The 23,501-nt window shown below is 34.8% G+C and carries 25 protein-coding genes; 14 read left to right on the top strand and 11 right to left on the bottom strand.

The genetic code is table 11. From position 1 onward, the window contains the following. Positions 1 to 198: 198 nt before the first annotated feature. From ACE1OF_RS18520 to ybeD, 4 genes are all read right to left on the bottom strand, one after another. Positions 199 to 2,730 (bottom strand): protein kinase domain-containing protein, encoded by a 2,532-nt coding sequence (locus ACE1OF_RS18520; RefSeq protein WP_448896306.1) that lies wholly within the window; start codon positions 2,728 to 2,730, stop codon positions 199 to 201. A gap of 416 nt (positions 2,731 to 3,146) precedes the next feature. After that, positions 3,147 to 4,094, bottom strand: a complete 948-nt coding sequence (lipA, locus tag ACE1OF_RS18515; protein WP_448896309.1) for a lipoyl synthase — start codon at positions 4,092 to 4,094, stop codon at positions 3,147 to 3,149. A gap of 64 nt (positions 4,095 to 4,158) precedes the next feature. Next, a complete protein-coding gene (lipB, locus tag ACE1OF_RS18510; protein WP_448896307.1) occupies positions 4,159 to 4,794 on the bottom strand; it encodes a lipoyl(octanoyl) transferase LipB in 636 nt (211 codons plus the stop codon). Between the two features lie 98 nt (positions 4,795 to 4,892). Further along, positions 4,893 to 5,156 (bottom strand): DUF493 family protein YbeD, encoded by a 264-nt coding sequence (gene ybeD / locus ACE1OF_RS18505; RefSeq protein WP_448896304.1) that lies wholly within the window; start codon positions 5,154 to 5,156, stop codon positions 4,893 to 4,895. Between the two features lie 226 nt (positions 5,157 to 5,382). Here ybeD and ACE1OF_RS18500 point away from each other — a divergent pair, with 226 nt between their 5' ends. Further along, the gene (locus ACE1OF_RS18500; protein ID WP_448896303.1) at positions 5,383 to 6,696 is read left to right on the top strand and encodes a DNA recombination protein RmuC; all 1,314 of its coding nucleotides are present in this window, start codon (positions 5,383 to 5,385) and stop codon (positions 6,694 to 6,696) included. Between the two features lie 16 nt (positions 6,697 to 6,712). On the opposite strand, the gene ACE1OF_RS18495 is transcribed toward ACE1OF_RS18500, so the two are convergent. Then, positions 6,713 to 8,053, bottom strand: coding sequence for a sodium-dependent transporter (locus ACE1OF_RS18495; RefSeq protein WP_448896301.1), 1,341 nt, complete (start codon positions 8,051 to 8,053; stop codon positions 6,713 to 6,715). A gap of 179 nt (positions 8,054 to 8,232) precedes the next feature. Between ACE1OF_RS18495 and ACE1OF_RS18490 the strand changes: the two genes are divergently transcribed. Together ACE1OF_RS18490 and ACE1OF_RS18485 are read left to right on the top strand one after the other, a co-directional pair. Next, positions 8,233 to 8,889: an MBL fold metallo-hydrolase gene (locus tag ACE1OF_RS18490; RefSeq protein WP_448896299.1), complete on the top strand. Its 657-nt coding sequence runs from the start codon at positions 8,233 to 8,235 to the stop codon at positions 8,887 to 8,889. A gap of 1 nt (position 8,890) precedes the next feature. After that, on the top strand, positions 8,891 to 9,712 hold the full coding sequence (locus tag ACE1OF_RS18485; RefSeq protein ID WP_448896297.1) for an ion transporter: 822 nt from the start codon (positions 8,891 to 8,893) through the stop codon (positions 9,710 to 9,712). A 7-nt stretch (positions 9,713 to 9,719) separates the two neighbouring features. On the opposite strand, the gene ACE1OF_RS18480 is transcribed toward ACE1OF_RS18485, so the two are convergent. Next, positions 9,720 to 10,175 (bottom strand): YaiI/YqxD family protein, encoded by a 456-nt coding sequence (locus tag ACE1OF_RS18480; protein ID WP_448896295.1) that lies wholly within the window; start codon positions 10,173 to 10,175, stop codon positions 9,720 to 9,722. A 95-nt stretch (positions 10,176 to 10,270) separates the two neighbouring features. Here ACE1OF_RS18480 and ACE1OF_RS18475 point away from each other — a divergent pair, with 95 nt between their 5' ends. From ACE1OF_RS18475 to ACE1OF_RS18430, 10 genes are all read left to right on the top strand, one after another. Further along, entirely contained in the window at positions 10,271 to 10,642 is a 372-nt protein-coding gene (locus tag ACE1OF_RS18475; protein WP_448896293.1) for an MGMT family protein, read from the top strand. A 436-nt stretch (positions 10,643 to 11,078) separates the two neighbouring features. After that, positions 11,079 to 11,858 carry a DUF3450 domain-containing protein gene (locus ACE1OF_RS18470; RefSeq protein WP_448896291.1) on the top strand — a complete coding sequence of 260 codons (780 nt, stop codon included), beginning with the start codon at positions 11,079 to 11,081 and terminating at the stop codon, positions 11,856 to 11,858. Beyond that, positions 11,858 to 13,207, top strand: a complete 1,350-nt coding sequence (locus tag ACE1OF_RS18465) for a MotA/TolQ/ExbB proton channel family protein (protein ID WP_448896289.1) — start codon at positions 11,858 to 11,860, stop codon at positions 13,205 to 13,207. Before ACE1OF_RS18470 ends, ACE1OF_RS18465 begins: the two co-directional genes overlap by 1 nt. After that, entirely contained in the window at positions 13,207 to 13,731 is a 525-nt protein-coding gene (locus tag ACE1OF_RS18460; protein ID WP_159821256.1) for a MotA/TolQ/ExbB proton channel family protein, read from the top strand. The genes ACE1OF_RS18465 and ACE1OF_RS18460 overlap by 1 nt, the downstream gene beginning before the upstream one ends. Before the next feature lie 12 nt (positions 13,732 to 13,743). Continuing rightward, complete coding sequence (locus tag ACE1OF_RS18455) at positions 13,744 to 14,148, top strand: ExbD/TolR family protein (RefSeq protein ID WP_242284935.1); 405 nt, start codon at positions 13,744 to 13,746, stop codon at positions 14,146 to 14,148. Between the two features lie 3 nt (positions 14,149 to 14,151). Then, positions 14,152 to 14,769: an energy transducer TonB gene (locus tag ACE1OF_RS18450; protein WP_448896286.1), complete on the top strand. Its 618-nt coding sequence runs from the start codon at positions 14,152 to 14,154 to the stop codon at positions 14,767 to 14,769. Positions 14,770 to 14,771: 2 nt separating this feature from the next. Then, positions 14,772 to 16,058: a tetratricopeptide repeat protein gene (locus tag ACE1OF_RS18445; RefSeq protein WP_448896285.1), complete on the top strand. Its 1,287-nt coding sequence runs from the start codon at positions 14,772 to 14,774 to the stop codon at positions 16,056 to 16,058. 185 nt (positions 16,059 to 16,243) lie between these two features. After that, positions 16,244 to 16,651 carry an HvfA family oxazolone/thioamide-modified RiPP metallophore gene (locus tag ACE1OF_RS18440; protein WP_448896283.1) on the top strand — a complete coding sequence of 136 codons (408 nt, stop codon included), beginning with the start codon at positions 16,244 to 16,246 and terminating at the stop codon, positions 16,649 to 16,651. A gap of 168 nt (positions 16,652 to 16,819) precedes the next feature. Then, a complete protein-coding gene (locus tag ACE1OF_RS18435) occupies positions 16,820 to 17,485 on the top strand; it encodes a DUF1456 family protein (RefSeq protein WP_448896282.1) in 666 nt (221 codons plus the stop codon). 177 nt (positions 17,486 to 17,662) lie between these two features. After that, complete coding sequence (locus tag ACE1OF_RS18430) at positions 17,663 to 18,079, top strand: putative zinc-binding protein (protein ID WP_448896280.1); 417 nt, start codon at positions 17,663 to 17,665, stop codon at positions 18,077 to 18,079. A gap of 137 nt (positions 18,080 to 18,216) precedes the next feature. Here ACE1OF_RS18430 and ACE1OF_RS18425 read toward each other — a convergent pair whose 3' ends face one another. The 3 genes from ACE1OF_RS18425 to ACE1OF_RS18415 form a co-directional block, all read right to left on the bottom strand. Further along, entirely contained in the window at positions 18,217 to 19,353 is a 1,137-nt protein-coding gene (locus ACE1OF_RS18425) for a hypothetical protein (protein WP_448896278.1), read from the bottom strand. A gap of 40 nt (positions 19,354 to 19,393) precedes the next feature. Continuing rightward, positions 19,394 to 19,696, bottom strand: coding sequence for a DUF3301 domain-containing protein (locus ACE1OF_RS18420; RefSeq protein WP_448896277.1), 303 nt, complete (start codon positions 19,694 to 19,696; stop codon positions 19,394 to 19,396). Between the two features lie 61 nt (positions 19,697 to 19,757). Beyond that, entirely contained in the window at positions 19,758 to 20,795 is a 1,038-nt protein-coding gene (locus ACE1OF_RS18415; RefSeq protein ID WP_448896275.1) for a DUF3549 family protein, read from the bottom strand. 91 nt (positions 20,796 to 20,886) lie between these two features. Between ACE1OF_RS18415 and ACE1OF_RS18410 the strand changes: the two genes are divergently transcribed. Next, entirely contained in the window at positions 20,887 to 21,723 is an 837-nt protein-coding gene (locus tag ACE1OF_RS18410; protein WP_448896274.1) for a pseudouridine synthase, read from the top strand. Here ACE1OF_RS18410 and ACE1OF_RS18405 read toward each other — a convergent pair. Together ACE1OF_RS18405 and ACE1OF_RS18400 are read right to left on the bottom strand one after the other, a co-directional pair. After that, the gene (locus tag ACE1OF_RS18405) at positions 21,716 to 21,979 is read right to left on the bottom strand and encodes a hypothetical protein (RefSeq protein WP_448896273.1); all 264 of its coding nucleotides are present in this window, start codon (positions 21,977 to 21,979) and stop codon (positions 21,716 to 21,718) included. The genes ACE1OF_RS18410 and ACE1OF_RS18405 overlap by 8 nt on opposite strands. Before the next feature lie 436 nt (positions 21,980 to 22,415). Then, positions 22,416 to 23,237, bottom strand: a complete 822-nt coding sequence (locus tag ACE1OF_RS18400) for an alpha/beta fold hydrolase (protein WP_448896271.1) — start codon at positions 23,235 to 23,237, stop codon at positions 22,416 to 22,418. Between the last annotated feature and the right edge of the window lie 264 nt (positions 23,238 to 23,501).

Raw genomic sequence — 23,501 nt, 5'->3', positions numbered from 1 at the left:
AATGTAGCATAGTTGTTCTATGTAAATTCCTTGCAACAATGAGCAAGAAGCATTTAAACGAATCCGTAGGACAGCGTTTATTAGCCATTTCTACTTCGTTATCGCTTATTAGAGTAGAACAGCTACACAACATAAGCTCTGCCTTGTATAAAAGGCTAATAAACTGCTGCAAAAACAATCAGCAAAGATCAACAGACCCTAGTTTTCTATTGAAAATTTATAACTGGAAACTTTTTCATTTTTCAACATAAAGTCAATAAAATACCCCCCTTCTGAAAATCCTGCAACAGGCCTAGATATTTTAAAATATTTAATACCTTTATCTTGCGACAAAATAACAGCCGTTGTGCTTAATTTATCACTAACACTGCCTGCATAAAGTATAGCTTGTAATACGTTAGTTTTATTTCCAAAGTTACTAAACTCAAAACCAACGTATATTGTTCTTTCAGCTTTTAATTTATGCACTGCTTTTGTTGACATGTCTGCAAATTCAGTTCCTTTAATAATAGTTTTAGTTATTTTAGGTTTTTGAGCGTCTGCAAGTTTTTTTATGGCGGCGTTCAGTGCTAATTGTTGATTTAGAGCTTCTGCGCTTGTTGGGAAGTATTGAATGGCAAAATCGATTTCCTCTTGCGCTTTGTTAAAGTTATTAGCGTTAATATGTGTAGAAACATTGCGTAAAAGTTGATTTTCTATTTCTGCTATTTCTAATATTGCTTCTTGATTACTAGCATCTACTTGTAGGACTTGCTGATAAAGAAACAGTGCATTATCACCTTCAGGAGTTACTAGGTTACCATTTTCTTTTTGAATACTTGCAGTTAGCAATAATTGTTTTATTTCATTAAGTTTTTTCTGAACTTGTTCATTTTCTTTGATGTGGTTTTCCACATCGGTTCGTAATTTTATAAATTTATTGGTTGATTCTGCATGAATATTTTTTGCAATATCAATAGATGACAAAGCTTCTTGATAACGTTTTTCTTTAATTAATTGATTTATCTTTTGATGATATTTATTACTAATATTAATTATTCCCTTTTTCGCTTCTTCATTATTAGGGGATAGAGCAAGCACTTTATTATACAAAGAATGAGCATTTTCATTATTTGTTCCTGATAGATTATTATTGGCTAAATGGTTACTTGCTTGAGTGAGCAGAAGAGTAATATTAGAAATAGTATCAATTTTGTCTTTAATTGATACTATCTGCTTGTCATTTTCAATTTCAGGAAAAGCACGTAACATTTTATTTAATTTATTTGTTGCAAGTGTTAATTCATCATTAAGAATGTGTTCTTCAATCATCTCAATATAGGTATTTTGAATTTTTTTATAACCCTTAACAACGGTAGGATGCTCATTCTCAAGTAAAGAAATAAGTTGGTAGGTTTGATATAATTCATCAATACTATCTGAATTAGTTGATAACTGTTGCTCTTGAATAATGGCTTTTTTTAACAATGCTTCTAGTCTTTCCTGAATTTGAGTCGCTTGTGCTTTTTCTGCTGCTTGAGCTTCTTGTGCGTTTTTTGCTTCTTGCGCTTGTTTGGCAAGTAATTCATCAGCCTCTTTTTTCTTAGCATCAATCAATTGTTGCTCTATGAGTTTAGTACTTTCAATTAATGCATTGAGTTTTTCATCATTTTTAGGGCCAAAGTATGTGAAAGCTGCTATTCCAACCACGACCACAGCGGAAATAGCAATTGCCCATGTAATAACCGCAGGTTTCTTTTTAGCTGCTTGAGGAGCAAGGTTGATTACCTTGGTCTCATCATCTTGCTCATTTCCTGCACTTGTATAGTTGCGTATAGAAGTAGCACCCGAATTTGATATTGGAGTAGAAACATTATAATTAACGTGTTCTCCGCTATCTCTGTGTCCTTCTTGAGTATATTGTTCGTTAATCTTGCTTAAATCATCATCAGCAATATTGTTTAGTGCTTTGATGATATCTTCGCCATTTTGATATCTATCTTCAGGAGATTTTGCCATAAGTTTTTCAATGATGGGCTGAAAAACATCTTGGAGGTATTCAGGAAGAGCGGGAATTGGATCTGTTAGGTGCATAATTCCAACAGAAACTGCAGAGTCGCCTTGATAAGGAAGTTGTCCCGTTAATACTTGAAAAAATACAACACCTAGGCTGTAAATGTCTGAGCGCCAATCAACTTCCTTCCCTTTAGCTTGCTCTGGACTCATATAATAAGGTGTGCCTATGGCTGTACCTGTTTGGGTCATTTCACTTATACTATCAAACGCTTTAGCAATGCCAAAATCCATTAAAACAGCACGGCCATCCTCATTATTTATCATAATGTTTTCAGGTTTTATATCTCGGTGAACATAACCTTTCCTGCCTGCATAATCTAACGCAAGTGCAACTTCTTTGATAACCTTAATTAAATGAAATAATGAAATAGTATGGAGTTTTTCTTTTAAATCAACTCCTTCAATGTATTCCATTGAAAGATAATGATGATTATTGACTACGCTGACGTCATAAACGGTAACAATATTAGGATGAATTAATCGGCTAACAATTTTAGCTTCTTGTAAAAAACGGTCTCTAAAGCTAGCGTCGGAGGAAAGTTGCTCTGCCATTATTTTAATAGCAACTTTTCTATCAAAACTTTCTTGTATAGCCAAATAAACGGTTGCCATCCCTCCATGCCCAAGCACTTCTTTTATTTGGTAGCCATTAATTTTTATTGAATTACAATCCATGCTGATATTTTTGTACTCTCAAAGTTAAATATATTAATTATTATTTTTCACGCTGTTTACTGTAAATATGGCGTGTAACTTGATTAATTTAATTAAAGTATACACCTAAGTAAATTTATTTATTGATTATTTAATAAATATTTAATGGGGAGCAGTATTAGTTTTGAAGGGGAGTTTGTTTGTACAGTAGACAAAAATTGGTTAGAAAGCTTTTATATGCAACTTGGTTTTAGAGCAAAAATGGTAACTAAACTTAAGGTTGGGAGTCTCGGCTACAAAGGGATAAGTTGAATGTTAAATTAGGGGGGCTATTAATCAATCAAGCTGCAATAAAAAGCTAAAAGGGAATTCCTTTTAGCTTTTTATTAAATATTACACAATATTCATTTAGTTTCTATGTGGTTGTAAAGCTGGATTTATTTTACTTCTTCGCCCGCCGCTTGCTTGTCGGCATGGTATGAAGAACGGACAAGTGGCCCACAAGCAGCGTGTTCAAAGCCCATTTTTACAGCTTCTTCTTGGAACATGTTAAATTCATCGGGATGCACATAACGTTCTACTGGAAGATGATCTTTGCTCGGCTGTAAGTATTGGCCTATTGTTAGCATAGTAACGCCATGGCTGCGTAAATCGCGCATTACTTGCAATATTTCTTCATTGGTTTCACCTAGTCCAACCATTAGCCCTGATTTAGTAGTAACGTTTGGATTGGCTTCACCAAATTTTTTCAATAAGTCTAAAGACCATTGGTAGTTAGCCCCAGGTCGTGCTTTTGTATATAAACGAGGTGCAGTTTCTAAATTATGGTTAAATACGTGAGGAGGGTGCTGATTGAGTATCTCTAATGCTCTATCCATGCGGCCACGAAAGTCAGGCACTAAAATTTCAATTTTGGTGTTAGGCGCTTGTTCATTGATTTCTTTTACGCAATCAGCAAACTGTTGTGCACCGCCATCACGTAAATCATCACGATCTACAGAAGTAATGACAACATACTTTAATGCCATATCTTTTAAACTTAAGGCTAATTTTTTAGGTTCGTCAGTGTCTACTGCTAATGGTCTACCATGGCCAACATCACAAAATGGACAACGACGTGTACAAATATCACCTAATATCATAAAGGTAGCTGTGCCGTGATTAAAACATTCAGACAGGTTAGGGCACGAGGCTTCTTCACACACTGAATGTAATTTATGTTTGCGTAAGTTAGCTTTGATACTATCAATACGATCACTAGAACGTGGCAATTTGATACGTAACCAACTAGGCTTACGCAACATATCTTCTTTAGTAGAGCTTACGACTCTAATAGGGATATGAGCTAGCTTGTCAGCATCGCGGAGTTTTGTACCAGGAGCCATTCTTGTTGGTTTTTTTACCGTAGAATTAGCTTCTGTTACTGTGCTATCGTTAGTTGGCATTTCGTTAGTTGGCATATTGTTGCTCATCATTGCTCAGTAATCCTGTTTGGTATTTAACTTCGTCTGTTGATAACAGAGTAACTAAATGTTTGACTAATGCATTACATGCATCAGTTATATTTTGTGGGCCATTTATATCGCACGTTTGTATCATTTCAAGCCCCGCATAACCACAAGGGTTTATGCGTAAAAAAGGTGACAAGTCCATATTTACGTTGAGTGCTAAACCATGAAAAGAACATCCTTTTCGAACTCTTAAGCCTAATGAAGCTATTTTTTTATCATCAACATAAACGCCAGGGGCATCAGGTTTAGGATAGGCTTTTATTCCAAAATCATTGAGTGAGTACACAATAGCATTCTCAATTAACGTGACCAATTGTCTTACGCCCATTTTTCGTCGACGCAAATTAATCATAAAATAAATGACTTGCTGCCCTGGACCGTGATAGGTTACTTGACCACCACGGTCAACTTTAACTACTTCTATATCGCCAGGCATTAATAAGTGCTCTTCTTTACCTGCTTGTCCTTGCGTAAATACGGGTGGATGCTGAACTAGCCATAGTTCGTCTTCAGTTTTCTCATCACGTTCATCAGTAAAGTTTTGCATGGCATGCCAAACTTTACTGTAATCCATGGTATCTAATTGACGAATGATTAAATTATGTTTGTTCTGGGTTATGACGGAGTCAGACACGATAAATCTCACTGATGGTGAAAATTATATAAGGTAAATTATAAAACGTAACGTACTTGCTCTATTGAATTTAGCGTTTTATAAATCATTTCTATATGCACTTTGCTGGTAACGGTAACAGGTATCGAAACTGAGTGATAATTACCTTTAGAACTAGGTGTTATCTTAGTAGTATAATCATCGGGTGTGTGTTTTTGTAATTCTGCAATGATCAAGTCAGGCAATTCATCACAAGCTATACCCATCACTTTAAAGTTGAGTACTGTTGGAAAATCTAATAATTCATCGAAATGGGTTTTCATGTTTTTCTCTACCAATGTATGCGTATTCGCGCGATCAACAAATAGTAACCGTATGGATTGAATCCCTACAATTACTATACTTTGAAATATATAATACGATTATTTTATCACTAATTTTGGTAAAAAGGCTATTAACCCAATACAAAAATCGACTTAAATAACTAGTAGCAAAGTGTAAGTTATGATTAAATAACTGTTTATATTTACAGTATTTAGGTTTTTTTACATGTCAGTTTTTATTCAACAATCTGAATTTATTGCTTTTATTATCTGTTTAACTGTTGTTGTACTTTTGTTGGCTCTGTTATGCGTTTATAGGCAAAACGTAAAGCAAAATAAGAAAGTTAGTTTGTTAACCACTATGGTTGAACAAAGTTCGTCTTCGCAAAACAATATTTTGCTTCAACTTTTTGATAAGCAACAATTACAATTAACAAATGCGTTTGAACAACAAATGGCTGACCTTCGACTAAAATTATTAAGAGAATTGAGCAGTCAAAAGGAACAAATTAATCAAACATTAGGCCAAAACCAAAATCAAACACTTGAGCAGTTAATTACGCATTTAAATACAACGACACAAGCAAATCGTGAAGAGCTAAGTAAGTCATTGATACAAGGTAGTGAACAAATGGCAAAACGTATTGATATATTAACCAATGCAACCGATAAACGCTTGCAGGATATAAGTGGTCAGGTTGAAAAACGTCTAAGCGAAGGCTTTGAAAAAACAACTAAAACGTTTAGCGATATTTTACAGCGTTTGGCGCTGATTGATGATGCGCAGAAGAAGATTACAGAATTATCAACTAATGTGGTAAGCCTACAAGAAGTATTAAATGATAAGCGCTCTCGTGGTGCTTTTGGTGAGGTTCAACTGAGCGGCTTGATTCGTAATGTTTTACCAGAACAAAGTTTTAAACTACAACATACTTTATCAAATGGAAAAATTGCCGATTGTGTGCTGTTTTTACCTGATCCAACAGGCAATGTAGTTGTTGATGCAAAATTTCCTTTAGAAAGTTACCGTAAAATGATGGATTTTGAGTTAGCTGAATCAGATAGAAAAGCAGCACAGCGACAATTTAAAATTGACATTAAAAAACACATTAATGATATTAGTGGAAAATATTTAATTGATAATGAAACTGCTGATGGGGCGATAATGTTTATTCCAGCAGAGGCTGTTTTTGCCGAAATTCATGGACATCAAAGCGATTTAGTTGATTATGCGAATAAAAAGCGAGTTTGGCTAGTTTCTCCCACAACTCTTATGGCCATTCTTACAACAGCAAGATCTGTCTTAAAAGATGAAGCGACACGAAAACAAATACATATTATTCAAGCGCATCTTTCTGAGTTGGGACAAGATTTTGACCGTTTTAAAAGTCGATTTGCCAATTTGGCAAAACATATTGATCAGGCTGCTGTTGATGTTAAACAAATTCATACATCAGCAGATAAAATTTCCAACCGCTTTGAAAAAATTGAAAAAGTCGAACTTATTGAAGAAGAAAAAGACTTATACAAAATAGAGTAAGCCGTTTACTTTTTCTTTAAAAAGCAACATTAATAAATACTATCAGTAGTAAAATAGGACATATAAAGCGTAAGTAAAATCCGAAAAATCTTAACTTTGCATTGTTTTGTAAAGTAGCTACATTTGTAAGCCTGTTACCTCGTTGCCAAACCCAACCGATAACAATGAAATAAAATAATGACATTAGTGGTTGTAATATTGTTGTTAATAATTGAACAACTAAGCCAAATAAAACATCAAAAAAGGTAATAAGCATTATGTTTGCTAGTAAAACGATACCTGATACCAACCATGTAGCGCGATTACGATTAATTTTTTTATCTTCAACTAAATAGGCTACAGGTACTTCTGTCGTTGAAATAGTTGAGGTAAGTGCGGCAATAGACAATAAAGTAAAAAACACAAATGCAACAATTAACCCAACAGAGCCCATAGAGCTAAATAGCGTTGGTAAAATTTGAAAAATTAGTTGGCCTTCACCAATAAGGTGGCCGTTAGCAAAAACTTCTTGACCAGCATGTTGTGCAACAAACAAAGCAGGAATAATGAGCAACCCGGCTAAGAATGCAATGATTGTATCAAGTGCGGCTATAGAGATAACTAGTTTGCCAATATCCTGATCTTTTTTCATATAAGAGCCATAAACCATCATACCACCAACGCCAATTGAAAGTGAGAAGAAAGCTTGCCCCATGGCAGAAATGATTAATTTAGGGTTGGTTACTTGTGAAAAGTCAGGAATGAGATATAAGGTAAGTCCCTCTAATGCACCATCTTGCTGTAAAATATAAATAATAAGGCCAATTAGCATAAGTAGTAATATAGGCATTAAACGTCCAGACCATCGTTCAATACCGGCATGAACCCCTTGATGAATTATTGCTGCACCTAATACAATGAAAATAGGTGTAAAAATAATATTGCGAAGTGTGGTTGAGGTAGACAGCCATGTAGCAATGTCAATAAAACCAAAAAGTTCTAAAAGTGCGCTTAATGCATGAGCTAACATCCAGCCTGCAACAATAGTATAGAAACTTAACATCATGATAGCGCCAACTAGGCCAATAATACCTGCGTAGTGACCTATTTTTTTAAACCGTTCTCCACAAGCTTGTGCTAACGCTCCAACAGGGTTTTGTTGTGCTTGGTTACCTATATATACTTCTGCGTATAATGCAGGTAATGCTAATAAGAGTGTAACAACAAGATAAACAAATAAAAAAGCACCGCCGCCGTTATTGGCTGCTTGAGTTGGAAAGCCCCATATATTACCCAAACCTATGGCAGAGCCAGCAGCTGCTAATACAAAACCAATACGAGAATGAAAAGAATCACGAGATGTGCTTGAAGATGACATAAATTTATAATTGTTGAGTAAATATATAGTTAAAAGGGGAGCTTACCTAGTTAAAGGAGCAAGGGGAAGAGTTAATAACTTTTGTTAGTAACAAATGAATGTTTTTTCTGCAGCTTTTTAATAAAAAGTTATGTTATTATCTGGCAAATTTTAGACTGAGTTTTATAGATAGATTATCCATGCTTAAATACGAAATTATTCCTGTAACCCCTTTTCAGCAAAATTGTACTTTATTTTGGTGTGATGAAACTAAAAAAGCCGTTGTGGTAGATCCAGGTGGTGACATTGAAAAAATTATTGCTGCGATTGAAAAACACCAACTCGTTCTAGATAAGGTGCTACTAACGCATGCTCATATTGATCATGCTGGAGCAACTAATACACTGTCAAAACATTATAATGTGGCAATTGAAGGCCCTCATAAAGAAGATCAGTTTTGGATAGATTTAATTGAAGAGCAAAAGCAACGTTTTGGTTTTTCTTATGCTGAATCTTTTACTCCAAATCGTTTTTTAGAACAAGGGAATACGGTAAAATTTGGCAATATTACTCTTGAAGTATATTTCTGCCCAGGTCATACACCAGGTCATATAGTATTTTTCCACAGAGAGTCTAAGCTTGCTCAAGTAGGAGATGTTCTATTTCAAGGCTCTATTGGTAGAACTGATTTTCCTAAAGGAGATCACGCAACATTAATTAACTCTATTCGAAATAACCTTTTCCCATTAGGCGATGATGTGCGTTTTATTCCAGGGCATGGCTCAATGAGTACTTTTGGTGTTGAACGTCTTACTAACCCTTATGTTAGCGATCAAGCAGTAGGTATAAATCGATAATATGGCACGTTTTGTTTTTCGCGCACAAAAGCGTTTAAAAAAAATTGATTCAAGTAAGTTATTTCAAGGGGTAGTTATAGCCGTTATTTTGCTTTCGGCATTACTCATTGGCGTAAAAACTCATAATCTCTCTGAAAATACAATGGCTATACTGACTTTGCTTGATTTCGGTGTGACTGTATTTTTTGTTATTGAAATCATTATTCGTTTTCTAGCCAGTCCCAATAAAAAACAGTTTTTTCGTAGTGGCTGGAATATTTTTGACACCGTTATTGTTATCGGTAGTTTAATTCCTACTGGTGGTTCAGGAGTTTTGTTAGCTCGTTTACTTAGAGTATTTAGAGTATTACGTCTTGTTTCTATGGTGCCAGAGTTACGTCTATTGATAAATGCACTATTAAAAGCTATCCCTCGAATGGGCTATATTGCATTGTTAATGTTTGTGATTTTTTATATATATGCAGCGGTGGGGAGTATGTTCTTTCATCAAATCAATACCGTGTTATGGGGAGACGTCTCAATTTCAATGTTGACATTGTTTCGTGTTGCAACCTTTGAAGATTGGACCGATATAATGTATGAAACCATGGAAGTACACCCGCTTAGTTGGATGTATTATTTAAGTTTTATTTTCTTAACAGCATTTGTATTTTTAAATATGATGGTAGGGACAGTACTTGAGGTGATGAGCCAAGAGCATGAAAACTATCGTGCAGAGCAACATGGAGAGACAGGCGATGGTGGAGAACCTGCAAGTAGGGCTCAAATTGAAAAGCTTGAGCACGAATTAGCAGAAATAAAAAAAATATTATTAAAAAAGTAACTTGTCATTATTGTGTTTTTAGATAACGCATTAATAACCTGTCTAAGTGATTGGCAAAGTTTTGTCTATCACTTTGATTTAAGGCGGCAGGTCCTCCTGTTTGTATACCACTTGCCCTCATCGTATCCATAAAATCACGAACATTCAGTCGAGATTTTATATTTTCTTTAGTGAAAAGCTCTCCCCGGGGGCTCAGCGCAATACCCGACTTACTGATCACTTCATCCGCCAAAGGTATGTCTGCAGTAATAACTAAATCATTTTTTTCTACTCTTTTTACAATTTCATCATCGGCAATATCAAAACCTGAACCAACTTGCATAAAATGTATTACACTTGACGGTGGGATTCGTAAGTGATGGTTAGCGACTAATGTCGTGTGAATTTTTGTGCGCTCAGCGGCTTTAAATAAAATGTCTTTTATCACCGTCGGGCAAGCATCGGCATCAACCCAAATTTTCATAAATAATTTAATACCTTTATAGTCAGAGTCTGTACAAATAGTGTGTTTACACTGTTATTATAATGCCTCATTTATACAGAGAAGGCATTATCTTCTTGAAAATAATACAGCATGATATTAACCCCAAATATGTGCAAATATGGGAAACTGTACAACAAATTCCACAGGGAAAAGTTGCATGTTATGGACAAATAGCCGATTTGGCTGGGTTACCAGGCAAAGCAAGATTGGTAGGTAAAGCACTCAGTAAAGTTCCTAAATCAGGCTGGAAAGAAAAGATAGTACCTTGGCATCGTGTTATAAATTCACAAGGTAAAATTTCATTTCCAGTAGAAAATCATCTGTTTAATAAACAAAAAAAACTATTACAAGAGGAGCAAGTCGTTTTTATTAAAAATAAAATAAGTCTTTTGGGTTTTCAGTGGCAGCCCGAATTATCAGAGTTGCTGTTCACGTTGAAGTATTGATAAATTCTCACATTGCTTTTTTATTACACTATAAAAACATCACTTCGCATTTGTGAATACAGTATCGGTATTTTAAATAAGCGTATGAGGCAAATTAAAGTTGACTTGCTACGAAAGAATTAGTAAAACATGCAAAGCAAAATATTTATGCCTGATTTTAGGCTATTTTGCTTAAGTAATAATCAAAAAAGACCATATTTTATATTTGAAATGGTTTATTAATGTCAATATTTCATCTTTTTTGTGTGATATTTTTTATTTATTACTAGAAAAAAATAAATAACTTTAGAATTCCTATCTTGACAGTTTGATTGTCATTTGGGATTATCGATAGGTTGTATTCATAAAAAGTTACACATAACAAAACGACAGATTTTTATATTTGCGGTAACAAAATTTTTTGTTATCAAAATTTAAATAGCAATGGTTGGGAACTATGTCCAAAGTAAGTAAGAAAAGCCTTATCGCCACGGCGATGGTAGGCGCACTAGCATTAACAGGTAGTAATATAGCTGCCGCTAATGCATTATCAGACCTTCAAAATGCTGAAGCTAAAATTTTTAAGCAATCAGCTAAATCACAAGCAAAAATCAATACACTTTACGAGCAAACACAAGAGCTTCTAGCTGAATATCGTAATACTGTTGATGAAGCTGAGGTACTAAGTGGCTATAACGATCACGTTCAACGTATGATTGATGATCAAAATGCAAATATCACATCATTACAAAAGCAAATTAATGGTATTGATAAGATTAAACAAGGTGTTGTACCACTAATGTACAAGATGATCGACACTTTAGAAAAGTTTATTGACTTAGATGTACCAATGAATATCGAACGTCGTAAAGAGCGTGTTGAAAATTTACGCGAAGTGATGACAAATTCAAATGTTACAACGTCAGAGCAATTTCGTTTAGTGCTTGAAGCATATGAGATCGAAGCTGGCTACGGTACAATATTTGATGCTTACCAAGCAGAGATGGACTTTGGTGGCACTACCTTAACAGCTGATTTTGTTCATATGGGGCGAATCGCTTTTGTTGCACAATCTTTAGATGGTAAACGTTCTTGGTTATGGAATAATCAAAGCCGTGCATGGGAAGAGTTAAGTGACGAATACTTAAAACCTGTTAAAGATGCTATTGCGATGGCACGTAAACAACTTCCAATGGATTTAACTAAATTACCAGTATTTGCAGCAGGAGCAGAATAATGAAGAAAGTTATTAATTTTGTAACGCTAGCAGCAATAATGACCGCTGGATTAGTTGCATCATCACAAGCAAATCAGTTAGATGATTTATTAAAACAAGTTAAAGCTGATCGTGTTTCTGAAGCAAAACTTGATAAAAAACGTGAAGCAGAATTTATTTCTGCACGTGCTGATAAACAAGCATTGTTAAATAAAGCAAAAAAAGAACTAGCTGATCAAAACGCACGTAACAAACGTTTAAGTAAAGAATATGCTGAAAATGAAATTACGTTAGCACAAAAAGAAGTTGAGCTTGACAATGCAACAGGTACTTTAGGTGAAATGTTCGGTGTTTCTCGTGCAGCTGCAGCAGGTGCATACGGACAGATCGCTACTTCAATTGTAAGTGCTGAGTTTCCTGGTCGTGGTGAAGCATTGAACCGCATTGCTAACGCCAAAGAAATTCCAGCATTGGAAGATCTCGAAGAGTTATGGTTTGCTTTACAAACTGAAATGACTCAATCAGGTAAAATTTCAAAATTCTCTACTGAAGTAACTAACTTAGATGGCTCTAAATCTACAGAGACAGTGACTCGATTAGGTACTTTTAACTTAGTTTCTGAAAATGGTTACTTAACGTACAATGATGAAGTTGGTCAAGTTCAACCGTTACCTAAGCAACCTGCTGGCTATATTGCCAACACAGCAACTAACTTCTTTAATTCAACTTCAGGTTATACTGGTGTTTATGTAGATCCTTCACGTGGTGGTATTTTATCACTTGAAACACGTAAGAAAACCTTAGAAGAGTTCTTCCATGAAGGTAAAGAAGTTGGTTACGCTATTACTGTTCTTTTAATTATTGGTTGTTTAATTGCCCTTGAACGTTTGATCGTTTTAGGCAGCATGAGCGCTAAAATTAAAGCACAAGAAAAAAATCTTGAAACGCCAAACGCTAATAACCCATTAGGTCGTTTACTTCAAATTTACCATGATAATAAATCAGTAGATGCTGAAACATTAGAGTTGAAACTTGATGAAGGTATTTTACGTGAAACACCGAAAGTAGATCGTGGTGTTAACTTAATTAAAATGTTTGCTGCTATCGCACCATTAATGGGGCTATTAGGTACAGTAATCGGTATGATTATGACATTCCAAACAATTACTTTGTTTGGTACTGGTGACCCGAAAATTATGGCTGGTAATATCTCACTAGCATTAGTTACAACAGCATTAGGTTTGATTTGTGCATTACCACTTATTCTTATCCATTCAATTGTTGCTGGTAAAGCGAAAGGCGTTTTACAAAAACTAGACGAGCAAAGTGCGGGCTTAATTGCTGCGATTGCTGAGAAGGAGTCTAAATAATGTTATTCCTGATAGAGCTTTGGGAATCTGTCAGGGGTTTTATTGCAACTGGCGGGAACGTGCTTTACGTTGTTGCCTTTGCACTCTTATTGATGTGGATAATGATGATAGAACGTTATTGGTTCCTATCAGCAGTCTACCCAGCGATGAAAAATGATATTGTTTCTCGTTGGGATGCACGCTCAGACACAACGTCTTGGTATGCACATCGTATTAGAGAGACTTGGATTTCCGAAGCAAACGAGCTGCTTGAACAGCGTATGGTTACCATCAGAACATTAGTGGCAATGTGTCCCTTGATCGGTTTGTTGGGAACAGTGACCGGTATGATTGGGGTGTTTGAAACAATGGCACAACAAGGTACAGGTAACCCGCGTTTAATGGCCGCAGGTATATCGCAGGCAACCATCCCAACTATGGCGGGAATGGTAGCAGCATTATCTGGCGTGTTTTTTAGTTCAAGACTAGACGCTCAAGTTAAACTAGCAAAGGCTAAACTGGTTGACAGTTTACCTCATCACTAGAGAGATATTTTCATGGCACGTAAAAAAATTCGTGAGGACGAAGAAGCAGCAATTGATATGACACCGATGCTTGACATCGTATTTATCATGCTGATCTTCTTCATCGTAACCACTTCTTTTGTTAAAGAAGCAGGTATTGAAGTAAATAAACCTAAAGCTGCACAGCAAACTAAACAAAAAAATGCCAATATCTTTATTGCTGTTAAAGATAACGGTGAAATTTGGTTAGATAAAGGCCGTGTTGACATCGAACGTGTTGGTGCAAGGATTGAAAAATTACTTGCAGAACAACCAACTGATGTTGTTATTATCCAAGCTGACAAAGATGCCAAACACGGTGTTGTTGTAAAAGTTATGGATGCAATCAAAGAAGCAGGAAGTGGTCTTAGAATCTCCATTGCTGCAGCGAAGGGGTAGAATATGGGACGCTTTTTAGTATCAATACTACTAGGCGCTGTGGTTACCTTTGGTTTATTTGCTTTTATGGCTTTCCTTGTTTCTAGCGGTGATAGAAACAAGGAAGAGGCACAAGAGAATATAATCGTGGAAGTAAATACTACACCGCCAAAATCTGCTGCAGAGACACGTCGTCGTGTTCCGCCGCCACCGCCGCCGCCGCCCAAAGCGCCGCCAAAGCAACAGACTCCTGAGCCTGAAGCAAGTAACGACACTAGCGGATTGCAGTTTAATATGCCAGGTGTTCAGTTAGCTGGTGCATCAACTGGTTTATCGGCACCAGGTGCTGGTTTTGGTAGAGACGGTGATGCAACACCAATTGTACGAATAGAACCTAAATATCCTATTCAAGCAGCCCGAGATGGTAAAGAAGGTTGGGTTAAACTTTCTTTTACAATCAACGAAATTGGTGGTGTTGAAGATGTTCAAGTTATTGAAGCTCAGCCTAAACGTGTTTTTGATAAAGAAGCCAAACGCGCACTTAGAAAGTGGAAGTACAAACCAAAAGTTGTTGAAGGTAAACCTATGAGACAACCAGGTTTAACTGTTCAATTAGACTTTAAAATGGACGGAGGGAAGTAGTTATGTTTAAACAATTTAACCTTAAGAACTTTTCTTTTACTAAAGCATCAACTTCTTTAGTTGTGATCGCTTCGCTTTTAACAGGGCAATTAGTTGTTGCTGATAATGCGATTGCGGCAGCACAAGAAGAAAAGAAAAAACGTCCTACGCAACTTGTTGGCCCATCTGTCGGTAAGAAAGTTCAAAAAGCTTTCGAAGCGTATACAGCTGATGATATTGATGGTGCTTTAGTTATTTTAAAGGATATTGATGCCAATAAAGATTATGACAAAGCCTATGTATCGCGTTTTATTGCAGTGATGTATGCAACTAAGGGCGATCACGAAAAAGATGCTATAAAATACCTTAAAGAAGCAATTGCACCTGATATTCTTAATGAAGGAGATCATGGTGAAGCTTTAAAGTTATTAGCTGATTTACAAATGCAAACCAAAGACTATAAAAGTGCTTTAAGTAATTATTATGCTTGGATGGACTTTACTGGTAAAGATGATGGAGGCACTTGGGTTAAAATAGCGCAAGCCAATTATGAGTTGAAACAATTAGATAAAATGATTGTTCCTGCTGATAAAGCCATCGTTGCCTTTGGGGATAAACCGAATCAAAATCCGTACATTTTGAAGTTAACTTCTTATTACGAACGTAAAATGTATAAAGAAGCGATTGATGTATTGGAAACGGTTATTTTAATTTTCCCTGAAAATAAAACATGGTGGACACAATTATCAATGTTTTATTTGCTTGTTGAGAATTATCCTAAAGCATTACAAACACTTGATCTAGCTTATAAACAGGGCTTTCTTGAAAAAGAATCTCAAATTAAAACGTTAGCAAATTTATATTCTTCTAATGAATCGCCATATAAAGCTGCGAAGTTATTAGAAAAACATATTGCTTCAGGTTTAGTTAAAAGAGATGACAAGAATATTTCAACGTTAGCAAATGCATGGCATGCCGCACAACATGTTAGTACAGCTGCTAAATATTATGGTGAGTTAGCTAAAATGACAGGCGAAGCCAAACATTATAGCAAGCAAGGTATGTTATTAAAGCAGGATGAACAGTTTGCTAAAGCAATTCCAGCGTTGAATAAAGCATTAGAACTAGGAGTTAAAAATAAGGGGCGTATTTATATGAGTATTGCAGAATCTTATTTTTATCTTGAAAAATATAAAGAAGCCTATGCGGCTATCAATAAAGCAATGGATGATCCAAAGTCACGTAAAGCGGCTAAAGGTTGGAAAGGTTTTATTGTTGATACTGCTAGACGTAAAAATATCTCAATCTAGTTAAATAGACCTAGTAGTTTATTGTTTTAAAGCCAGATATTCCTTGCAGGAATACTGGCTTTTTCATTACTATAGACAAAATTAAATAATATTTGAAATTTTAATACTAATATACTGGTCCATCTATAAGGTAATAAAATTAATACTATTGTGGGTATTTGTAATTAATAATAAGGAAACATGCCATGAATTTACTGAAAAAATCAAGTCTAACTGTTATTACTGGTTTATTGGCTTTTGCCTTTTTTGCTAGTAATGTAGTTAAAGCTGAAACAAACCCGTTTACCACTCAAGACATTGTTACTATTGTTGCTGCTGAATCTAAAGGAGATAAGTGCGGTGAAGGCAAATGTGGTGAAAGCAAAGCCAAAGCCAAAATGAAGTGTGGTGAAGGCAAATGCGGTGAAAGCAAAGCCAAAGCCAAAATGAAGTGTGGTGAAGGCAAATGTGGTGAAAGCAAAGCAAAAGCCAAAATGAAGTGTGGCGAAGGTAAGTGCGGTGAAAGCAAAGCTAAAGCCAAAATGAAGTGTGGCGAAGGTAAGTGTGGTGAAAGCAAAGCTAAAGCCAAAACAAAATGTGGTGAAGGTAAATAAGCTGCTCATCAAGCAATTTTTGTTTTTAAAACGAGCTTTTGCTCGTTTTTTGTTTTTTGATAAACAATATTTTACTTATATCTCATCTGTTATCCTCGATTTTAATATCAGTGTAAAGCTGCTAAAATAGAGTATCTTACTTAATACTTTTCCCAATTAGGAATAAATTTGAACAATAATGATGTGCTGCGTCGATTGCGCTATACTTTTAACTATAACGATAAAAAGATGGCAGCCATATTTTTATCTGCTGGCATAGCGGTTACTAGAGAGCAAGTGAGTCGATGGCTTAAAAAGGATAATGATATAGATTATCTTTGTTGCCAAGACGTCGATTTAGCGTCTTTTTTAAATGGATTTATTAATGATAAACGTGGTAAAAAAGAAGGTTCCCAAGCTTTGCCTGAGAAGCGTTTAACCAATAATATTATCCTCACAAAATTGAAAATAGCACTTGACTTAAAAGCTGAAGAATTGATTGAATTACTCGATAGTGTCGGGTTTAGTTTAAATAAAGCTGAGCTAAGTGCTTTTTCAAGAAAAGTAGAACACAAACATTACCGAGAATGTAAAGATCAAGTGCTGCGCAATTTGCTACAAGCAATAGATAAAAAATATCATGTTGCTAGAACCGAAAAATTAGAAAAAACTCCGCCTGCCAGTAATAATTATAAAAGCAAAGTTCAACATAAGCATAAAGCTAAAAGTAAGTTAGCAGACCAGTATATTGAGGGAGCAAGGCCTAATGCTAGTGCCATCTATAATAATCCAGCTAACAGTAGCAATAATAGTGAACCTGCGCGTAAAGTACTTAAGCTTAAGTCTAAAAAATAGCTCTTAAAACTGAGTTATAAAAACAAATTTTAAGTGAATAATAGAAAGGTTGATGTAAATCAAAACCGATTTATTTTGTCTTGCTAGAATCGAATGATCGGGATTTTATATGGTTCGTTAATGTAATTATAACGCCCTTTTGATCTAAACTACTTTAAGCAAAGAGAGACAAACACTGTGTCAGAAATTAAACCTAATGAACAAATAGACCCACAAGAAAAACCTATTGTGTATTCTTGCTCAGGTTGTTCTAATTTAGCTCAAATGGCACATAATATATCACTAAACCTTGATGGTGATGGAATTGCAGAAATGTCATGTGTTTCAGGTGTTGTTGGCAAAGTAGAGCCTATTATGGAATTAGCCCATTCAGGGCGTCCAATTATTGCTATTGATGGGTGCGGGTTATCGTGCACTAAATCATGTTTAGCTGTAGGGGGGTTAAGCCCTGATTATTATTATCAAATTAGTGATTTAGGCTTTGAAAAGCGTAGTAAATGGAATGATTCTTTAACAGAAAATACCATCGCAATGAAAAGTATTTATGAGCAACTATTTGCTGAAGGTATAGGGTTTAATCATAAAAAAAAGTAAATAATTGAATATATGAATAAAAGTGACAACGGTCTTATAAGGATTTGTTATTGAACTCTAAGACCGTTTGATGGATATTATTTAAACTTGGCAGTTATACAAAATATGCTACAGGATCATACAAAATCTTACAGGGGCTAATAATCCACCCATTGAGCATATTCTTCATTTCTTCCTAAAGCCGCTTGACTTCCCTTTAATGAGAAATCATAGCCACATAATGTAAAGTTGTTACCAAATGCTAGTGCTTGAATAAGTGCTTTACTGTCTAGTGGTGAAAAATAAGCAAAATAGTTTTTATTACCTTCTTCATCGGCACTGCTTTCCACTTGTACTGATAATGTTCTTATTGGAGCGCCCTTATTAAAGCTGATTTCTTTACAGCTTGCATCCCCTTGTGCAGTTTCTTGTGACCATAAAGTAGTATCCTTAACTTCATCAGCTTCCCAATGAATACTGATTCCTTTATGTTTTGACAAGTACAAAGTATAATTATCTGGCATAGCTAAAGGGTGTTCTCTTACAAACAAAGGGTTAAAGTTGACTAATGGTTGCTTTAGCTTGATTTCATTTACATTATTAGCCCCATTAAAGAATTTTACTGTCCATGAGGTTGCAATAGCAATCAGTATTAAGCCAATTACAGTAGAGATAATCAGTTGCGCTTTTTTATTAGTTAGTAACTTTAAGCGTATTGTTTCGCCAATATCATTTGGCTTCTTAAATGTGGCTTGATCTTGTACATAATCATTTTTATCAAATTCATGCGCCTGAAAAGTTGAGTGGCTAGTATTTTCGAGGCTTTCTGGATTAGTATTAATAAGTGTTGGCTCTATACGAAATTTTGTTTTTTTGTGATGAGCCGCTTCTGATTGGTATTCTTGCATATCAACTGGGCCACAATAGCCTAGTATAAAATTAAGCTTATTAGCACTTGGGTAAGTTAATAATACCGCAGAGCAAAGTACGGGAATAATAACTAGATAATGGCTGCTATTCTGTTCAGAAAATACTAAGGGTAATGCTATTAGTATAAAAGTTAGGCAGGGTGCTATTAACCATTTTCCATTTAGTTTAGCATCATGTATTCGTCTTAGGGTTGTAGAAGCAAGTATTACCGTGAAAAGCCCTAAAAACAGAATAAAAACAAAAATATTGTCTGAAAAAATAGGGGATAACATAATAAACAGTAAATATATGCTACTACAAATAGCAAAGAATCTTGGTCTATTATCAATACCTTGCAAACAAAAAAGTGACTTTAAAAACTGCACTATATCTCCTTATAATTTAAAAACTTGAATATAATAATTATTAATGTACTCGATAAGGTGGAATATCAATGTTATTTAACTTTAATCCATATAAGCTTAATGTTGCACAATTACTCGACTCCCCATCACCACTAAATTCTATATCAAATAGACTAAACCATATTATTCCTTGATTTGTGTTAAAGCGTGGTCGGCTTGAGCGTCTTGCTATAGCAATAAATTGTAAATGGTTCTGGTCACAATATCGATTTGCATGAACAAATGCTGCTTCAGATACTTTTCTTAAATAAATAAAATACCAACAAAGTAAACAGATTAATAAGAGATAATAAATATTTTCCATGGTGATTTAAGTAACCTTTAGTGTTTTATAGGATGTGTCACAATATTAGATAAAGTAAGAGCTAGTTAAATAGTTGACCAATAGCATGTGACAACTCGTTGCTACGTTCTGGAGAACGCATACACTCAAAAACAATAGGACGGATGCTTGGAATTGATACTAAATCTTTAAATATACTATTAAACAATGGGGTATCTTTACAAAGAACCAAGTGTTCAAAGTAAATCATTAATGTTTTATTTTCATTTAATGTAGGCCAACATCTACCAGAAAGTGTGATGAGTATTTCAGGAGGTATATATTGTTGCTCTAAAAGTGTATTAATGAATGTCTTAACGTGTATATGGTTACAATTACTTGCTAAGCTACGAAGTAGATGTTGTTGTGTTTGAATTAGCGTTTCATTTGGTTTGTCTTCAACTGATTTCAATGTCTTTTGTAATAAATTTAATAAAGCGTCAATTAACTCATTTGAAAATACTTCGTTTTCTAATGCGCTACATAAGGGGAATAATACTTCAGCAGGCATATGAGGTAGAGCATTTATTAATTTTTGACTATGTTTATTTTCATTAATGCGCACAGCAAAGTCAGTGATACCTTGAACGCCAATATCTTTCCAATTATTCCAATCCGTTTCCTTATTAAGGTAGGTTAAAAATAATGTAAAATAGTCACTTGCTTTCTGCTTTAACTCAAACTTAATTTTACTATTTAATGCGGCTAACTTGTATTGTGCAAGTGTAAATAAATACGGATTATTTTTAAGTAATTCTGTTTGTTGCTCATCGGTATCTTGTGTTAAGTCACTACCAAGCGCTTTTATAATGATGGCAATAAAATGATTACGCGCGCCTTGATTCAATAAACCACGTTCGTCAAGTGGTAGTTTCAATAACCAGATAAAAGGTTGCGGTGATTGCTTTTGCCAAAATACAACGGCAAAACAAGCATGCCCCTGTGAAGGGGTAGGGTAGGGTATTTGGTTTAGTTCTATTTGTTCAAATTGTTTTTTCGGTATTTTATCTATCTTGCGACCTATATCGTAAATGCGAAATTGAGAATTTGAAGAGTGAAGTAACTGTGAAATAGTGTCCATAATGGAAAATAGTTAACCAAGTAAAGAAGAATTGAGTCTGTGCGCCATTATAGAGATAATGTGCTTATCTAGCAAAATTTAAAATATAACTATGTCCTTTCAATTAAATACTTTAATTCCTGAAAAACCTGTACTAACTATTCTTTACCAAGATGAATATTTAGTGGCAGTAGATAAACCTGCTGGGTTATTTGTTCACCGCAGCTTTATGGATAAATATGAAATTTACTTTGCTTTACAGTTGGTGCGAGATCAAATTGGTAAGTATGTATATCCTGTTCATAGACTTGATCGACCAACGTCTGGCGTGTTGTTATTTGCGTTAACTAAAGAAGTAGCTCAAAAGATGAATACAGCATTTACTGAAAAAACTGAAGAGGGCGTTGAGGCAAATGCAGGAATTGATCCCATGTGTGAAGCAGATCTCATTAATAAAACACAATTAACCAAAATTTACTATGCTTTAGTGCGAGGTCATATGCCAATAACAGAACAGAGTAATCTGGTTGATTATGCACTTAAAGAAAAACTAGATAAATTGGGTGATAAGTATGTTAGTCGAGATAAAGCATCTCAATTAGCACAGACTTATTATAAGGTGATCAAGCAAGCAACTTTGCCAATTGCCCTAGGTAAATTTGACAGTGTACGTTATTCGCTAGTGAAATTAGCGCCTATTACAGGAAGGCGTCATCAAATTCGCCGTCATCTAGCACATTTACGTCACCCTATTATTGGTGATATTAATTATGGCGATAATAAACAAAATCCTTTTTTTATTAAACATTTTGGTTTTAAACGTTTAATGCTTATTGCTAAATCTATAAGTTTTATTCATCCAATCACTCGAAAGAAATTAATAATCAATGCTCACTTTGATGAGCAGTGGCAGCAGGTTTTCAATGCACTTGAATGGAAAATTAATTAGGTGCAGTGATGTTAACGGCATTGATATCATGTAAAATAAGATCACTATAAAGATTATTAGCTCGATAACCTACTTTGTTGTTATGTTTATTACCTTTAATTTCAACGCCGTAATTTGCGAAAGCCCCTGTATAGTTTATTCTTTCCTGTTCAAAAGCGATCATCATGGCTTGATCTGCAGTGACAGGTCTATTTAAAAGGGCCATCATTAAATGATGATCAGAATGAGGTATACTCTGTTGAGTATTTTGATTCATGTCTGTTAGTTTTCTATTATAAAATTCTACATTTGAATAACTATAGTCATCAATATAATAATTATTTTCTGAATAATTTTGCGTGCTAATATGCTTTGTCGTACTCGTACTACAAGCGAATAAAAAAATGCTGCATAATAAACACAGGTAATTTCTAATCGTAACGCAATTCAAATATCTGACACTTAGAAAGTACATAATCAACCTTTACAATTAAATAGTTTTTATAATTTAAGATTGAGCAAGTGTTATGCCAATTGGTTTTTTGACGTGTGCTTTTGATTTTTAGTCTAGTTAACTTGTTAAAATATAAAGGTTAATTATTTCTAATAAGTTAACTGTGTTGATAGGTTTTAATCACTATGTTTTACTTTGATACTTGACTTTTTTCACCGTCAATTTTTTGCTATGTTAGCTATTATAGTAGGATTTTGTTTTAATTTTTCTCTATCTCTATTTGGAAATGTTCCAAAATATTAGTGAGCATATTTGCTGTTTTCTCTGGTTGTTCAAGCGGAAACATGTGCCCACCGGGTGTTGTTGTCAATTGAATGTTTTTATTTAATTTAGCAAATTTTTTAAAAAAGCTGTGGGGACATACATCAGTGTTTTCAGCATATATCAGAGCTGCAGGCATCTGTAGCTTGTTTTTATAGCTAGACAAGTTTTCAGCTAAATTCCTGAATATGTCTGCTTCTACCTGTGCAGAAAAAGCTAATTCTAATTGCTCATTCTTCTCTACTATTCCATGTTTAACATAGTCAGCTAAACACCGTTTATCAAAATTTTTAAATAATGAGCGTTTGGCGAACAGTTTTGCTACGTCCGTATTCAATGGCCAAGACGTTCTTCTTACTAAGGCCTTGCCTGATGGGCTAAACTTATCTATAAGTCGTGTTTTTTTGATGAACTTCATTGCAAATGCAGTACTTCCTGTTATTACAGGGGGGTCTAACATAATTAAACCTTTAAATAATGCTGGTTGTTGACAAGCTGCAATAAAAGATAAAACCCCCCCAAAAGAGTGTCCAATACCTATTACACTTTCTTTTTGGTGAGCTTCTAGTTGTTTTTTTACAAAGTCAATCAACTCATCAACTAAAGGTTGCCAGTTATTTTCTACAGGGTATTGGGTATTATGACCATATTTTTCATGGGCTATAATTTGATACTGCTCTGGAAAATAATTGAAGAATGTTTGGTAACTTCCAGCTGGAAAGCCGTTAGCATGCACAAAGTTTATAAGTGTTTTTGACATATAAAATTAATTAATGAGTGAATAACTTTTAGTAAGAAGTTAAACGCTTGTTTGAATTTTGTCAACGTTGATTTTAATTGTAAGTTTAAATCAATTTATAAAAGCATTAAAAAACCCAGCTATGCTGGGCTTTGAAGATAAACGGGTTATTAATTAAGATGTAGTAGCTCAGACCTGATCTGACAGTTACCCGATTTTTAGGGTGCCTTGTCAGCTTAGATTTGAGCTAAATTCTTTTCGGCCCAAATCGATTTCCCATCAAGT

It is taken from the genome of Colwellia sp. E150_009 (assembly GCF_053543955.1).
This window is presented reverse-complemented; position numbering and strand designations above follow the sequence as displayed.

Coding starts and splice junctions, on each gene's coding strand:
- ACE1OF_RS18520 (WP_448896306.1), bottom strand. CDS start 2,730: ATGGATTGTAATTCAATAAAAATTAATGGCTACCAAATAAAAGAAGTG.
- lipA (WP_448896309.1), bottom strand. CDS start 4,094: ATGGCTCCTGGTACAAAACTCCGCGATGCTGACAAGCTAGCTCATATC.
- lipB (WP_448896307.1), bottom strand. CDS start 4,794: ATGGATTACAGTAAAGTTTGGCATGCCATGCAAAACTTTACTGATGAA.
- ybeD (WP_448896304.1), bottom strand. CDS start 5,156: ATGAAAACCCATTTCGATGAATTATTAGATTTTCCAACAGTACTCAAC.
- ACE1OF_RS18500 (WP_448896303.1), top strand. CDS start 5,383: ATGTCAGTTTTTATTCAACAATCTGAATTTATTGCTTTTATTATCTGT.
- ACE1OF_RS18495 (WP_448896301.1), bottom strand. CDS start 8,053: ATGTCATCTTCAAGCACATCTCGTGATTCTTTTCATTCTCGTATTGGT.
- ACE1OF_RS18490 (WP_448896299.1), top strand. CDS start 8,233: ATGCTTAAATACGAAATTATTCCTGTAACCCCTTTTCAGCAAAATTGT.
- ACE1OF_RS18485 (WP_448896297.1), top strand. CDS start 8,891: ATGGCACGTTTTGTTTTTCGCGCACAAAAGCGTTTAAAAAAAATTGAT.
- ACE1OF_RS18480 (WP_448896295.1), bottom strand. CDS start 10,175: ATGAAAATTTGGGTTGATGCCGATGCTTGCCCGACGGTGATAAAAGAC.
- ACE1OF_RS18470 (WP_448896291.1), top strand. CDS start 11,079: ATGTCCAAAGTAAGTAAGAAAAGCCTTATCGCCACGGCGATGGTAGGC.
- ACE1OF_RS18465 (WP_448896289.1), top strand. CDS start 11,858: ATGAAGAAAGTTATTAATTTTGTAACGCTAGCAGCAATAATGACCGCT.
- ACE1OF_RS18460 (WP_159821256.1), top strand. CDS start 13,207: ATGTTATTCCTGATAGAGCTTTGGGAATCTGTCAGGGGTTTTATTGCA.
- ACE1OF_RS18455 (WP_242284935.1), top strand. CDS start 13,744: ATGGCACGTAAAAAAATTCGTGAGGACGAAGAAGCAGCAATTGATATG.
- ACE1OF_RS18450 (WP_448896286.1), top strand. CDS start 14,152: ATGGGACGCTTTTTAGTATCAATACTACTAGGCGCTGTGGTTACCTTT.
- ACE1OF_RS18445 (WP_448896285.1), top strand. CDS start 14,772: ATGTTTAAACAATTTAACCTTAAGAACTTTTCTTTTACTAAAGCATCA.
- ACE1OF_RS18440 (WP_448896283.1), top strand. CDS start 16,244: ATGAATTTACTGAAAAAATCAAGTCTAACTGTTATTACTGGTTTATTG.
- ACE1OF_RS18420 (WP_448896277.1), bottom strand. CDS start 19,696: ATGGAAAATATTTATTATCTCTTATTAATCTGTTTACTTTGTTGGTAT.
- ACE1OF_RS18415 (WP_448896275.1), bottom strand. CDS start 20,795: ATGGACACTATTTCACAGTTACTTCACTCTTCAAATTCTCAATTTCGC.
- ACE1OF_RS18410 (WP_448896274.1), top strand. CDS start 20,887: ATGTCCTTTCAATTAAATACTTTAATTCCTGAAAAACCTGTACTAACT.
- ACE1OF_RS18405 (WP_448896273.1), bottom strand. CDS start 21,979: ATGAATCAAAATACTCAACAGAGTATACCTCATTCTGATCATCATTTA.
- ACE1OF_RS18400 (WP_448896271.1), bottom strand. CDS start 23,237: ATGTCAAAAACACTTATAAACTTTGTGCATGCTAACGGCTTTCCAGCT.